The sequence below is a fragment of the Blastococcus sp. MG754426 genome, from assembly GCF_021699055.1.
Classification (GTDB): domain Bacteria; phylum Actinomycetota; class Actinomycetes; order Mycobacteriales; family Geodermatophilaceae; genus Blastococcus.
In genome coordinates this window covers 87,547-100,888 of sequence record NZ_SSXC01000004.1, presented here as the reverse complement: position 1 = coordinate 100,888, position 13,342 = coordinate 87,547, and the positions used below count along the sequence as shown (strand labels likewise).

Below are 13,342 nucleotides of genomic sequence, written 5' to 3'. Positions count from 1 at the left end.
GGCTCATCGCAGACGGCCCGGGCACTCGGCGACCCGGGCACCCCAGAGCGAGGAGCAAGGATGACCGAGGCAGTGCAGAGCGCCCCGACGAGGGCCCGCGTCGACTTCTGGTTCGACCCGCTGTGCCCGTGGGCCTGGCTCACCAGCCGCTGGGTGCTCGAGGCGGCCAAGGTCCGCGAGATCGACCTGCACTGGCACGTCATGTCGCTGGCGGTGCTCAACCGCGGCCGCGACCTCCCGGAGGCCTACCAGGAGATGATGGCCAAGGCCTGGGGTCCGGTGCGGGTCGCGATCGCGGCCGCGCAGCAGCACGGCGACGAGGTGCTCGGTGACCTCTACACCGCGATGGGCACCCTGCGGCACCACGAGGGCGTCGAGCTCGAGGACCTCATCGCCCCCGCCCTGGAACGGGTCGGGCTGCCGGCGTCGCTGGCCGAGGCCGCCGGCTCGACCGAGTACGACATCGCGCTGGAGAAGAGCCACCACGAGGGCATGGACCCGGTCGGGGAGGACGTCGGGACGCCGGTCATGCACATCGACGGCGTGGCGTTCTTCGGCCCGGTCATCAGCAAGGTGCCCACCGGGGAGGACGCCGGCAGGGCCTTCGACGGCGCTGTGCTGCTGGCGAACCTGCCCGACTTCTGGGAGCTCAAGCGCACCCGTACCTCGGACCCGGACATGAGCTCGGTCCCGGCCGACGCCCTGGAGCTCACCCGCCGGCGGTGACGCCCCGGGCGTCTCGTGCACAGAGCGCCGCGGGTGGGGTGCACGAAGCGCCGCGGCGCTATGTGCACAAAGCGCCGCGGCGCTGTGTGCACGAAGCGCCGCGGGTGGGGTGCGGCATCCTGTCGGGATGCCGCACCCCACCCGCCAGCGCATCTTCATCTCCGGCGCCAGCTCCGGCCTCGGCGAGGGCATGGCCCGCCGGTTCGCCGCGATGGGCCGCGACCTCGCCCTCTGCGCCCGCCGGACCGACCGGCTCGAGGCGCTGCGGGCCGAGCTGCGGGCGGCCCACCCCGGCATCCGGGTCGAGGTCGCCGCGATGGACGTCGACGACCCGGGGTCGGTGGCGACCGCCTTCGCCGACCTCGCCGACCGGCTCGGCGGCTTCGACCGCGTGGTCGTGAACGCCGGCATCGGCGCGGGGACGTCCGTGGGCGCCGGCGGGGCGGCCGGCAACCGCGCCGTGCTGCACACCAACGTGCTCGGGTCGCACGCGCAGTGCGAGGCGGCGATGGAGCTGTTCCGCCGCCAGGGGATGGGGCACCTGGTGCTGATCTCCTCGGTCGCCTCCGTGCGCGGCATGCCCGGCAGCCGGACCGCCTACGGGGCGAGCAAGGCGGCGCTGAACGCGCTGGCCGAGGGCATCCGCTCGGACGTGTACGGCTCGGGCATCGTCGTCTCGACGATCCTGCCCGGCTACATCGCGACCGACATCAACGTCGGCCGCCGGGGCCCGCTGACCGTCGGCCTGGACAAGGGCGTCGAGGCGCTCGTCGAGGTGGTCGAGCGGGAGCCGGTGTGCGGTTACGTGCCCGAGTGGCCGTGGCGGCCGGTCGCGGCGCTGCTGCGCGTGCTGCCCCTGTCGGTCGTCCGGCGGGTCACCGGCTCGTGAGCGGCCGCCCGGCAGCGACCGCCATCGTCCCGGCCGGGTAGGGCCCCGGCCCGCCCTGGCGCAGCGCGGTCAGGACGGCGAGCAGCTCCTCCCGCTGGGCACCGACGAACGCCGCGTCGACCACCGCGCCGTGGCCGGGCACCACCGGGCCGCGGGCGAGCGCGTGCAGCCGGCCGAGGGTGGCCGGCCAGTCCGCCGGCCAGGAGTCCCCGAAGTCCGGCGGTGCCCCCTGCTCGACCAGGTCGCCGGCGAAGAGCACGGTCGCGTCGCCGGCGACCTCCACCTCGACCACCAGGTCGTGGTCGGTGTGCCCCCGGCCGAGGTGCCGCAGGACCACCTCGCGGCCGCCGACGTCGAGCACGGCGACGTCGTCGACGAGGTGGTCCGGCGGGTCGATCGGGGCCGCCCGCAGGAGGGTGGCCTCCTCGCCGGCCAGCGTGTCGGCGACGGCGGCCCGCTGCGCCTCGCCGTCGGCGCGCAGGGCCGCCGCGCAGCCCCGCGAGCCCCAGACCGGCGCCGGGCGGAACGCCGCGTTGCCGAAGCAGTGGTCGTAGTGGGCGTGGGTGTTGACCACCGTCCACGGGTGCGGCGTGACCGCGCGGACGGCCGCCACCAGGTCGGCCGCCTCACCGAGGTGCGAGCGGGTGTCGACGACCAGGCAGGCGCCGTCGCCGAGCACGAGGCCGCAGTTGAGGTCCAGCGAGCGGTGCCGGCGCACCAGGACGCCGTCGGCCACCTCCTGCCAGCCGGTGCTCACCAGCAGACCCGCATCGGTCGGCCGCCGGAGTGCAGGCGGCCGTCGCCGACGCGCTCCCCGCGGCCCTCGAGCAGCCGCCGCGCCGACCACGCCGCGGCGCAGGCGTGCAGCCCGCGCCGACCGCCGACTCGGGAAACAGCCACGGTCGCAGCCTGACAGACTGCCGGTCATGCGCGTCTTCATCGGCACCGACCACGCGGGCCTGGAGTTCAAGGAGCACCTCAAGCGGGCGCTTGCCGAGGCCGGCCACGAGCCGGTCGACTGCGGCGCTTTCGAGTACGACGCCCAGGACGACTACCCGCCGTTCTGCTTCGAGGTGGGGGAGCGGACCGTCGCCGAGCCGGGCACCCTCGGCGTCGTCATCGGGGGCTCGGGCAACGGCGAGCAGATGGCCGCGAACAAGGTGCCCGGTGTCCGCGCCGCGCTGGTCTGGAACACCGCGACCGCGCGGCTGGCCCGCGAGCACAACGACGCGAACGTGGTCGCCGTCGGCGCCCGCCAGCACAGCGACGAGGAGGCCACGGCCCTCGTGCTGGAGTTCCTCGGGACGCCGTTCAGCGGCGACGAGCGGCACGTCCGGCGGATCGGCCTGATCAGCGACTACGAGCGCGACCGGCACCGCCCCGCGGGTGGGCTGCCCACCCGGTCCCAGCACCCGTGAGCGGTCTCGGCGGCGGCGCGGTCCGCACGGCGCTCGCCGTCGTCGGGGACCTGCTCGACCGGGTGCCGGACGGGTCGGCCCCGGTGCCGGTCATGGGGCGGCCGGTCACCGGCGTGGTCCACCACGTGGCCGCTGCCCTGGCCTGGTACTCCCACGACCTCGCCGCCGGCGCCGGCGAGGTCAGCGCCGCCGACCTCGTGGCGCGGCCGGACGCCGGCCTGGGGACGACGTCCCGGAGCCTCGCCGCCTGGGGTGAGGTGCTGGCGCGCACGCTGGACGGCGCGGCGCCGGGGGAGCGCGGGTGGCACTCCCACGGCGTCGCGGACCCGACCGGGTTCGCCGCGATCGCCTGCGCCGAGCTGCTGGTCCACGGCGCCGACGTCGCGGGCGCGGTCGGCCTGGACTGGCAGCCGCCGGCCGAGGTCGCCGGGGCGGTGCGGGACCGGCTGTTCCCGGACGTCCCCGCGGGCGACGACCCGCTGGCCGACCTGCTCTGGGCGACCGGGCGGCTGGCCCTGCCCGGTCGGCCCCGGCGCGGGGAGTGGCGATACGCGATGCGACCACCGGCCGGCTGACGGCCTCGGCCGGGGCGGTGTGAATGACCATGCATGGTCGTGCATACTTGTGCCGTGTCCAAGGTGCTCACCTCCCTGCCCGTCGGCGAACGCGTCGGCATCGCCTTCTCCGGTGGTCTCGACACCTCCGTAGCGGTCGCGTGGATGCGCGACAAGGGTGCGGTGCCCTGCACCTACACGGCTGACATCGGCCAGTACGACGAGCCGGACATCGCCTCGGTGCCGGGCCGGGCCACGGCCTACGGCGCGGAGATCGCCCGGCTGGTCGACGGCAAGGCCGCCCTGGTGGAGGAAGGGCTGGCCGCACTGACCTGCGGGGCGTTCCACATCCGTTCCGGGGGTCGCAGCTACTTCAACACCACGCCGCTGGGGCGCGCGGTCACCGGCACCCTGCTGGTGCGGGCGATGCTCGAGGACGACGTCCAGATCTGGGGCGACGGCTCGACCTTCAAGGGCAACGACATCGAGCGGTTCTACCGGTACGGGCTGCTGGCCAACCCGGGCCTGCGGGTCTACAAGCCGTGGCTGGACGCCGACTTCGTCACCGAGCTCGGCGGCCGCACGGAGATGTCGGAGTGGCTGGTCGCGCACGGCCTGCCCTACCGGGACAGCGCCGAGAAGGCCTACTCCACCGACGCCAACATCTGGGGCGCGACGCACGAGGCCAAGACGCTCGAGCACCTGGACACCGGCATCGAGACCGTCGAGCCGATCATGGGCGTGCGGTTCTGGGACCCGGCGGTCGAGATCGCACCCGAGGACGTGACCATCGGCTTCGCCCAGGGGCGGCCGGTGACGATCAACGGCGAGGAGTTCGGCTCCGCCGTCGACCTGGTGCTGGCGGCCAACGCCATCGGCGGGCGGCACGGCCTGGGCATGTCCGACCAGATCGAGAACCGGATCATCGAGGCCAAGAGCCGCGGCATCTACGAGGCGCCCGGCATGGCGCTGCTGCACATCGCCTACGAGCGGCTGGTCAACGCCATCCACAACGAGGACACCCTGGCGACCTACCACTCCGAGGGGCGGCGGCTGGGCCGGCTCATGTACGAGGGGCGCTGGCTGGACCCCCAGGCGCTGATGCTGCGGGAGTCGCTGCAGCGCTGGGTCGGCATGGCCGTCACCGGCGAGGTCACGCTGCGGCTGCGGCGCGGCGAGGACTACTCGGTGCTCGACACCGCCGGCCCGGCGTTCAGCTACCACCCGGACAAGCTGTCGATGGAGCGCACGCAGGACTCGGCGTTCGGTCCGGTGGACCGCATCGGCCAGCTGACCATGCGGAACCTCGACATCGCCGACTCCCGGGCCAAGCTCGAGCAGTACGCCCGGCTCGGGATGGTCGGTGGCGCGCCGTCGCACGCGGCCATCGGTGCGGCCCAGGCCGCGGCGACCGGGCTGATCGACGTCACCGAGGAGGGCGGCGCCGAGGCGATCGCCTCCCGCGGCCAGGTCCCGGCCGACGAGGAGCTGCTGGACCGCGCGGCGATGGAGGCCGGCACCGACTGACGGCCGGGCAGCGGCCCCGGGTCGGACATCTCGCGCGTCGGGATGTCCGGCCGGGGGGCATCGTGGCGCGTTCGTCGGCGCTCCTCAGAAGCTGTCGGGGCACCAGGGCGTCACCGGCCAGCTGAACGCCGTCGACGCCAGCGTCACCGCCCCGGGGCTCACCTCGGTCACCCGCCCGGCGGCCTGCAACGCGGCCAGCGGGACGCCGCCCAGGTAGGCCGCCGACAGCTCCTCGATGCCCAGCACGATGTCGGGATCGCGGTCGGTGCGCGCGCAGTAGCCACCGGCCGGGTGCCCGGAGAGGCGCCAGCGCCCCTCGTTCCACGGGCAGAACGGGTCGCGCACCTCCAGCACGAGGTCGATCGGGGCCGGGTAGCGGCGGGCGGCCAGGGCGCGGTCGACGTCGACCAGCCGCACCCACAGCCCGTCGACCGGCGTGCTGTGGAGGGCCCGCGCGTCGGTGACCAGCCAGCGCAGCGGGTCCTCCGGCGATGCGGCCGGGTACTTGAGCGTGCGCACCAGGTCGACCGACAGCAGCACCTGCCACAGCGCGGCGTAGGCGGGGGTGCCGGTCGCCCGCACCTCCTGGACGACCACGGTGCCCTCCGGCTCGCCGGTGTCGCTCCACGCGCCCTTCACCCGGAAGGTGGCGTAGCCGGTGACCGTGCCGTCGGCCTCCCGGTGGAGCAGGTACCGCCGGGCCGAGGCGCCCTCCCGGCCGGAGGGGTCGTCGCGCATCTGCCGGTCCCACCAGCGGTCGTCGCGGACCATGTTGCCGGGCACCCACCGGTGCACCGCCCCGTGCACCGCCACGGCGGCCGGGCGGAACTCCTCCGCGGAGACCTGCTCGACCCGGCCGGTGCCCAGGTCGACGTCGGGCCGCAGCCGCAACCTCTCCGTCCGGCCGGAGAACCGGGCCTCCCGGGTCGCCGGCGCGTAGCCGAACCGGCCGTAGATCGGGTACTCGGCGGCCCAGAGCCCCGCCACCGGCTCGCGCTGCTGCTCGTGCAGCTCCGTCAGCTGGCGGCGCATGATCGCGGTGAGCACGCCGCGCCGGCGGTGGGTCGGGGCGACGGTGACCCACGTGACGCCGGCGCAGGGCACCAGCGCGCCGGGGACGGCGAGGATGCGGCTGTAGATGCCGGCGGTGGCGACCACGCGGTCGCCCTCCCACATCGACAGCGACCGGTCCAGCTCCGCCACCGACGACGGCCGCTCGGCGAAGGACGCCGGCGCCTCCTCCGCGAACGCGTCGTGCATGGCGTGGGCGAAGGCCGGCCACTCGTCGAGGGTCACCGGGCGGAGGCGGGCGTCGACATCGGTCACGCCGACGTGTCTACCGCTCGGGTCCGACGCTCCGCCAACGAGTTCGGCGCCGGGCCGGGGCACCGGTCATCCGCGCAGGTACGCCAGCGTCGCCAGCACCCGGCGGTGCTGGTCCTCGTCCTGGCCGAGCCCGAGCTTTGCGAAGATGTGCTGGGTGTGCTTCTCCACCGCTCCCGGCGTGACCACCAGCGCCCGGGCGATCGCGGTGTTCGAGCGGCCCTCGGCGATCAGGCCGAGCACCTCGCGTTCCCGCGGGGTGAGCCGGCGCACCGGGTCGTCGGCCCGGCGGCGCGCGAACAGCTGGGCCACCACCTGGGGGTCGAGGACCGTGCCGCCGCCCCGGACGTCCTCCAGCGCGGTGAGGAACGTGTCGACGTCGGCGACCCGGTCCTTGAGCAGGTAGCCCACGCCGCCGGCGCCGTCGGCCAGCAGCTCGTCGGCGTAGGCGACCTCCACGTACTGGGAGAGCACCAGGACGGCGGTGCCCGGCGCCGCGGCCCGCGCCGCGACCGCGGCCCGCAGGCCCTCGTCGGTGTGCGTCGGGGGCATGCGGACGTCGACGACGGCGACGTCGGGCCGGTGCTCGGTGACCGCCCGGACCAGGGAGGGCCCGTCGGCGACCGCGGCCACCACCTCGGCGTCGGCCTCCTCGAGCAGCCGGACCAGCCCCTCGCGCAGCAGCACCGAGTCCTCGGCGAGCACTACGCGCACGGCAGGTCCCCGGTCAGCCGGGTCGGCCCGCCGCGGGGGCTGTCGACGACGAGCACGCCGTCGACGGCCTGCAGCCGGTCGGCCAGCCCTGCCAGGCCGTGGCCGGGCGCCGTGACCGCGCCGCCGGCGCCGTCGTCCTCGACCACCACCCGCAGCCGGGTGCCGGTGCAGGTGACCTGCACCCGGCACGTCGTCGCGCCGCTGTGCTTGGCCACGTTCGCCAGCGCCTCGCTGACCACGAAGTAGGCGGTGTTCTCGGTGACCGGGGCCAGCCGCTCGGTGGGCAGGTCGACGGCGAGGTCGACCGGCACGGGGGAGCGGGCGGCGAGGGCGGCCAGCGCGGCGGCGAGCCCTCGGTCGGCCAGCACCGGCGGGGCGATGCCGCGCGACAGCGCGCGCAGCTCCTCCAGCGTCTCGCGGGCGAGCCCGGCGGCCTCGCCCAGGGTCTCCCGCGCGGCGTCGGGGTCGCGGTCGAGCTGCCGCTGGGCGCGGGCGAGGTCCATGCCCAGGCGCACCAGCCGCTGCTGCGGGCCGTCGTGGATGTCGCGCTCCAGCCGGCGCAGCGCCACCGCCTCGGCGGCGACCGCCGCGTCCCGGCCACCGGCCAGCCGGCCGATCTCGGCCTGCGTCGCCGCCCGGGAGGTGAGCAGCAGCCGGCCGAACCCCGCCTGCAGCAGCGCCACCGCGCGGACGGCGAACGGCAGCAGCAGGGCGAACACCAGGCCGATCAGCGCGTACAGCGCGATCCGCCGGAAGGCGGTGCTCTCGAAGCCGAGCACCTCGAGCAGGTCGGTGTTGCCCGGGTCGCGGGAGGCGTCGGGCAGCGCCCAGTCCCACGTCCAGTAGGTGAGGCCGCCGAGGGCGACCGCCCAGAACGTGACCGTCACCGTGAACGACAGGATGACGAAGGGCAGCCGGAGCACGGCGTGCAGCGCGTCCAGCCAGCTCTGCGGGTCGCGCAGCGGCGTGACCAGGCGGCGGACCGGGCGCCCCTCGGCCCGGCGGTACACGGGCCGGGGCACGGCCTCGCCGAGCACCGCGGGCAGCCACGCCCGCTCGGCGGTAGCGAAACCCCGGGCGGCCAGCAGGGTGGCGGCCAGCACCGCCACCCCGACCCAGACGACCAGCAGGCCGGCGCCGGCCGCCAGCCCGGGAACGACGACGACGAACGCGGCCACCCCGGCGGGGAACCCGGCCAGCGCGTAGCCGGTGTCCACCCCGAGCTGGCGCAGCCGGTTCGGCCGGGGAGAAGGGAGCGGTCCGTCCGCGGTGGCGAGCACGAGGGTGTCCGCGGTCATGGCCCCGAGCCTGCTGCGGGCCGGCTCCCGGACCCATCCCGCTGGCTGGCCGGTTCGTGGTCGGGCCGTCCCGACTGCGGTGCTGCGGTCATCTCGGTGCGGGATGGTCCACCGCCGCCGGAGCCGTGTCCAGCGACCCGGCCGCGGCGGCACCACGGCTACTGTCGGGTGCTGTCACGCCGGCGTCGACGTGCCGTCCGCTCGTCGGCCCCCCGAACGACGGAGGACCCTCGTGCGCTCTCGCACCATCCCGCTCGCGCTCAGCGCGGCGCTGCTCGCCGGCTGCACCTCCTCCGGCGACGAGGAGCCCGCGGAGGCGCCCGTCGCGGAGGCCGTCACGGCGGCTCCCGAGGAGCGGCTGACGGTCGTCGCCGACGAGGACCCGGTGGGGACGGCGGTGAGCACCAGCCGCGCGCTGTTCGGCTCCTCCGACGTCGCGGTGCTGGCGGACGAGGGCGACCGCGCCGGGATGCTGATGGGCGCGTCGGCGGCCGTGGCGATGGGCGTCCCGCTGCTGGTCACCACCGGGGCGGAGACGCCGGAGCCGGTGACCGGGGAGCTGGACCGGCTGGGCACCGGGGCGGTGCTCGCCGTCGGCGACGCCGCGCTGACCGGCTCCGACGTGGACGTCGTGGCGGTCGCGGCCGACGCCGGTGCGGTGGCGGCGGCGACCGGGCTCGACCTGGCCGACGGCGAGCCGGTACCGGCCGACGGCGACGCCGCGGCCGTCGCGGCCCTCGACCCCGAGGAGCCGGCAGCGCTGCGGGCGGAGGGCGGCAGTGGTGCTGCCGCGGACCCGACGGAGGAGGGCGCGGGCGGGGAACTGCCGGCGACCACCCGCCCGGAGTCGCTGGAGGACACCGTCGTGCTGGCCTCCGGCGAGCCCGGCTCGCTGGCCGGCATCGCGACGGCCCGCGCCGCCGGCGCCCGGGTGCTGCTCACCGGCGGCACCACCGACCCGCGCACCTCCGCCGACGTCGTCAGCGCGCTCGGCGAGGAGGACCCCGGCTCGGTCGTCGCCCTCGGCGCGGGCTTCGCCGCCGAGGACGGCCTGGACTGGAAGGTCGAGACCGCCGCCACCGGGGTGCAGCTGCCCGGCGGTGGGCAGACCCTGTTCCCGGGCAAGCTGCTGGTCGCCCTCTACGGCCACCCCGGCACCGCCGCGCTCGGCCTGATGGGCGAGCAGCCGGTGGAGGCGGCCGTCGAGCGGGCCCGGGCCCACGCGGCGCCCTACGAGCCACTGGTCGAGGAGACGGTCGTGCCCGCGTTCGAGATCATCGCGACGATCGCCTCGGCCTCGGCCGGGCCCGACGGCGACTACTCCGCGGAGGCCGACCCCGAGTTCCTGCGGCCGTGGGTGGAGGCGGCCGGGGAGGCCGGCATGTACGTCGTCCTCGACCTGCAGCCGGGGCGGACCGACTTCGTCACCCAGGCCGAGCTGTACCGCTCGCTGCTGGAGCTGCCGCACGTCGGCCTGGCGCTGGACCCCGAGTGGCGGCTGGAGCCGGACCAGGTGCACCTGCGCCAGATCGGGTCGGTGGACGTGGAGGAGGTCAACCGCGTGGTCACCTGGCTGGCCGACCTCACCCGCGAGAACCAGCTGCCGCAGAAGCTGCTGGTGCTGCACCAGTTCCGCCTGGACATGATCCCGGGCCGCGACCGCGTCGACCTGGGCCGCGACGAGCTGGCCGTGATGGTGCACGCCGACGGCCAGGGCGGGCAGGGTGCCAAGCAGGGCACCTGGAACGCGCTGCGCCAGGGCGCTCCCGAGGGCCTGTGGTGGGGCTGGAAGAACTTCTACGACGAGGACATCCCGATGCTCACGCCGGAGCAGACGATCAGCGACGTGGAGCCCGATCCCCAGCTGATCAGCTACCAGTAGCGCTCCGGTCACCCGCCGTCCGCCCGGCTGTCGGTGCCCGTCCCTACTCTCCCTCCCGGATCCCCTGCGCACCGTCACGGGGACCGATCGATCGAGAGGAACCAACCGGATGAGACGGCGGACCACGCTGTCCGTGGCGGCCGCGGCGGCGGCGCTCACCCTGGCGCCCCTGAGCCCGGCCGCGGCCGCGCCGCAGGCGTCGGACGACCTGACGCTCACCATGCTGGCCACCACCGACCTGCACGGGCGTGTGCAGAACTGGGACTACTTCGCCGACCGCACCTACTCGGAGAACGCGGGGTTCGAGACCGGCCTGGCGAAGGTGGCCACGGTCGTCCACTCGGTCCGCGCGGAGCGGGGGGAGGAGAGCGTCCTCGTGGTGGACAACGGCGACTTCCTCCAGGGGACGCCGCTGACGTACTACTACGCCAAGCAGGAGCCGGTCACCGAGACCCGCGTCGAGCACCCGATGGCGGCGGCGTACGACGCGATCGGCTACGACGCGCAGGTCGTCGGCAACCACGAGTTCAACTACGGGCTGGACCTGCTGCGGGCGTACGAGAAGGACGTCGACCACCCGGTGCTCGGCGCGAACGTGCTCCGCGACGGCACCCCGCGGCCGTACCTGGAGCCGTACACGATCGAGACGATGCGCGTCCCCGGCCACCGGCCGGTCAAGGTCGGCATCATCGGCCTGACCACCCCGGGCTCGGCGATCTGGGACAAGGGCAACGTCGAGGGCCGGGTCACCTTCCAGGACATGGTCGAGGCGGCGGAGAAGTGGGTGCCGGTCGTCGACCGCAAGGCCGACGTCGTCGTCGTCCTCTCGCACGCCGGGGTCGGCGGGACCTCCTCCTACGGTCCCGAGGTGCCCACGGAGAACCCGTCGGACGTCATCGCCCGCACCGTGCCCGGCATCGACGCGATGGTGGTCGGCCACACCCACCGGAACGCCGCCTCGCAGGTCGTCACCAACGAGGTCACCGGTGAGGAGGTGCTGCTCACCCAGCCGTACCGCTGGGGCGCCACCGTCTCCCAGGTCGACATCGACCTGCAGCGGGTCCGCGGGCGGTGGGACGTCGTCGGCACCTCCGCCACGGCGCTGAGCACCGCGGGTGTCGCGGAGTCGGAGAAGGTCGTGGACGCCACGGAGGAGGCGCACGCGACCACCGTCGAGTACGTCAACCAGGTGGTGGCGACATCGGCGGAGGAACTCTCGGCGGTCACCAGCCGGTACGAGGACACCGCGATCCTGGACTTCATCCAGGACGTGCAGACCGACACCGTGGCCACCGCCCTGGAGGGCACGGACCGGGCCGACCTGCCGGTGCTCTCCATCGCGGCGCCGTTCAGCCGGGAGGCGGTGTTCCCGGCCGGGAACGTCACGATCCGCGACATCGCCGGGCTCTACATCTACGACAACACGCTCGAGGCCGTGGAGCTGACCGGTGCCCAGCTGAGGGACTACCTGGAGTTCTCCGCCGGGTACTTCACCCAGGTGCCGGCCACCGGGGACGTCGACCCCGGGTCGATCACCAACGCCGGCGGCCGGCCCGACTACAACTACGACATCCTGTCGGGCGTCAGCTACGAGATCGACGTGGCGGAGCCGGCCGGCTCGCGGATCGTCGGGCTCTCCTACGAGGGGGCCCCGGTGGCCGACGGCGACCGGTTCGTCGTGGCCGTGAACAACTACCGCCGCAGCGGCGGGGGCAACTTCCCGCACATCTCCACCGCGCCGGTGGTCTACAACGAGCAGCTGGAGATCCGCCAGCTGCTCATCGAGCGGGCCCAGGAGGTCGGTGTGATCGACCCGGCGGACTTCTTCGTCGAGAACTGGCAGCTGGTGCGCGACGGGGTGCCGCTGCTCCCGTGACGGGCTGAGACCGACCCGCCCGGACGGGCGTGAGGGGCCGGGAGCCCCCGGAGCCACCGCGCTCCGGGGGCTCCCGATCTGTCGGTGGCCTGTGGTGTGCTGACCGCCACATCGATCGCGAGGGGTGACTCCTGTGACCAGTGCCGTCATCGGCCCGGCGGAACAGCTCGACCCGCGGCTGCTCGAGCACCGCCGCGAGCTCACCGGCTACTGCTACCGCATGCTCGGCTCGGTGTTCGACGCCGAGGACGCGGTGCAGGAGACCCTCGTCCGCGCCTGGCGCGGGCTGTCGGACTTCGAGGGCCGGTCGGCGCTGCGGTCATGGCTATACCGCATCGCCACGAACGTCTGCCTCGACCAGCTCGCCGGCCGGCAGCGCCGCGCCCTGCCGATGGACCTCGCCGGCTCCCCGTACCCGCCGGTCCCTGCGTCGCTGAGCGGGCGCAGGCCGGCGACGGCGTGGATCGAACCGGTCCTCGACCGCCAGGTCCTGCCCGAGGACGGCGACCCGGCCGACCAGGCGGTGGCCAAGGAGTCGGTGCGGCTGGCGTTCGTCGCCGCCCTCCAGCACCTCCCGCCGAAGCAGCGGGCGGTGCTCATCCTGCGAGAGGTGCTGCGCTGGAAGGCCGACGAGGTCGCCGAGCTGCTCGACACCACCGTCGCCTCGGTCAACAGCGCCCTGCAGCGCGCCCGGGCCACGCTCGCCGACGCGGGCGGCCGTCCGGCGCCGCGCACCCTCGACGACGACGCCCGCGCCCTGCTGGCCCGCTACCTGGACGCCTTCGAGCGGTACGACATCGACGCCTTCGTGCAGCTGCTGCACGAGGACGCGACCCAGCACATGCCGCCGTTCGAGATGTGGCTGCGCGGGCGGGAGGACATCGGCACCTGGATGCTCGGCCCCGGTGCCGGGTGCCGGGGGTCGCGGGTGATCGAGACGTCCGCCAACGGGACGCCGGCGTTCGCCCAGTACCGGCGGGCCGAGGGGGGTGGTCACGTGCCGTGGGGGCTGCACGTGCTGGAGATCGAGGACGGCCGGATCACCCACATCTCCAGCTTCCTGAACCTCGACTGCGAGCTGTTCGCCGCCCTGGGGCTGCCGACGGAGCTGTGAGGCCACGGCTCCGCGGCGCAC

At 74.9% G+C, this 13,342-nt stretch carries 13 protein-coding genes; 8 read left to right on the top strand and 5 right to left on the bottom strand.

Annotation, left to right across the window (positions count from 1 at the left end; translation table 11 throughout):
• Nucleotides 1-60 precede the first annotated feature (60 nt).
• Nucleotides 61-726, top strand: coding sequence for a DsbA family protein (locus E9549_RS03540; RefSeq protein ID WP_236825205.1), 666 nt, complete (start codon nt 61-63; stop codon nt 724-726).
• Between the two features lie 127 nt (nt 727-853).
• A complete protein-coding gene (locus E9549_RS03535; protein WP_236825204.1) occupies nt 854-1,615 on the top strand; it encodes an SDR family oxidoreductase in 762 nt (253 codons plus the stop codon).
• On the opposite strand, the gene E9549_RS03530 is transcribed toward E9549_RS03535, so the two are convergent.
• Together E9549_RS03530 and E9549_RS03525 are read right to left on the bottom strand one after the other, a co-directional pair.
• A complete protein-coding gene (locus tag E9549_RS03530; RefSeq protein ID WP_236825203.1) occupies nt 1,602-2,372 on the bottom strand; it encodes an MBL fold metallo-hydrolase in 771 nt (256 codons plus the stop codon). The genes E9549_RS03535 and E9549_RS03530 overlap by 14 nt on opposite strands.
• Nucleotides 2,369-2,515 (bottom strand): hypothetical protein, encoded by a 147-nt coding sequence (locus E9549_RS03525; RefSeq protein WP_236825202.1) that lies wholly within the window; start codon nt 2,513-2,515, stop codon nt 2,369-2,371. Before E9549_RS03525 ends, E9549_RS03530 begins: the two co-directional genes overlap by 4 nt.
• 26 nt (nt 2,516-2,541) lie before the next feature.
• Here E9549_RS03525 and E9549_RS03520 point away from each other — a divergent pair, with 26 nt between their 5' ends.
• The 3 genes from E9549_RS03520 to argG are packed head-to-tail and all read left to right on the top strand — an operon-like array spanning nt 2,542 to nt 5,114.
• Nucleotides 2,542-3,033, top strand: a complete 492-nt coding sequence (locus tag E9549_RS03520) for a ribose-5-phosphate isomerase (protein ID WP_236825201.1) — start codon at nt 2,542-2,544, stop codon at nt 3,031-3,033.
• The gene (locus E9549_RS03515; RefSeq protein WP_236825200.1) at nt 3,030-3,608 is read left to right on the top strand and encodes a hypothetical protein; all 579 of its coding nucleotides are present in this window, start codon (nt 3,030-3,032) and stop codon (nt 3,606-3,608) included. The genes E9549_RS03520 and E9549_RS03515 overlap by 4 nt, the downstream gene beginning before the upstream one ends.
• A 54-nt stretch (nt 3,609-3,662) precedes the next feature.
• A complete protein-coding gene (gene argG / locus E9549_RS03510; RefSeq protein WP_236825199.1) occupies nt 3,663-5,114 on the top strand; it encodes an argininosuccinate synthase in 1,452 nt (483 codons plus the stop codon).
• A gap of 84 nt (nt 5,115-5,198) precedes the next feature.
• Here argG and E9549_RS03505 read toward each other — a convergent pair whose 3' ends face one another.
• The 3 genes from E9549_RS03505 to E9549_RS03495 all read right to left on the bottom strand — a co-directional run bounded on the left by E9549_RS03505 (nt 5,199) and on the right by E9549_RS03495 (nt 8,449).
• Entirely contained in the window at nt 5,199-6,440 is a 1,242-nt protein-coding gene (locus E9549_RS03505; RefSeq protein ID WP_236825198.1) for a GNAT family N-acetyltransferase, read from the bottom strand.
• Nucleotides 6,441-6,506: 66 nt separating this feature from the next.
• The gene (locus E9549_RS03500) at nt 6,507-7,151 is read right to left on the bottom strand and encodes a response regulator transcription factor (RefSeq protein WP_236825197.1); all 645 of its coding nucleotides are present in this window, start codon (nt 7,149-7,151) and stop codon (nt 6,507-6,509) included.
• The gene (locus E9549_RS03495; protein WP_236825196.1) at nt 7,142-8,449 is read right to left on the bottom strand and encodes a sensor domain-containing protein; all 1,308 of its coding nucleotides are present in this window, start codon (nt 8,447-8,449) and stop codon (nt 7,142-7,144) included. The genes E9549_RS03500 and E9549_RS03495 overlap by 10 nt, the downstream gene beginning before the upstream one ends.
• Before the next feature lie 232 nt (nt 8,450-8,681).
• Between E9549_RS03495 and E9549_RS03490 the strand changes: the two genes are divergently transcribed.
• The 3 genes from E9549_RS03490 to E9549_RS03480 all read left to right on the top strand — a co-directional run bounded on the left by E9549_RS03490 (nt 8,682) and on the right by E9549_RS03480 (nt 13,321).
• On the top strand, nt 8,682-10,331 hold the full coding sequence (locus E9549_RS03490) for a hypothetical protein (RefSeq protein WP_236825195.1): 1,650 nt from the start codon (nt 8,682-8,684) through the stop codon (nt 10,329-10,331).
• A 109-nt stretch (nt 10,332-10,440) separates the two neighbouring features.
• On the top strand, nt 10,441-12,207 hold the full coding sequence (locus tag E9549_RS03485; RefSeq protein WP_236825194.1) for a bifunctional UDP-sugar hydrolase/5'-nucleotidase: 1,767 nt from the start codon (nt 10,441-10,443) through the stop codon (nt 12,205-12,207).
• Between the two features lie 133 nt (nt 12,208-12,340).
• Entirely contained in the window at nt 12,341-13,321 is a 981-nt protein-coding gene (locus tag E9549_RS03480) for a sigma-70 family RNA polymerase sigma factor (protein ID WP_236825193.1), read from the top strand.
• Nucleotides 13,322-13,342: the final 21 nt, after the last annotated feature.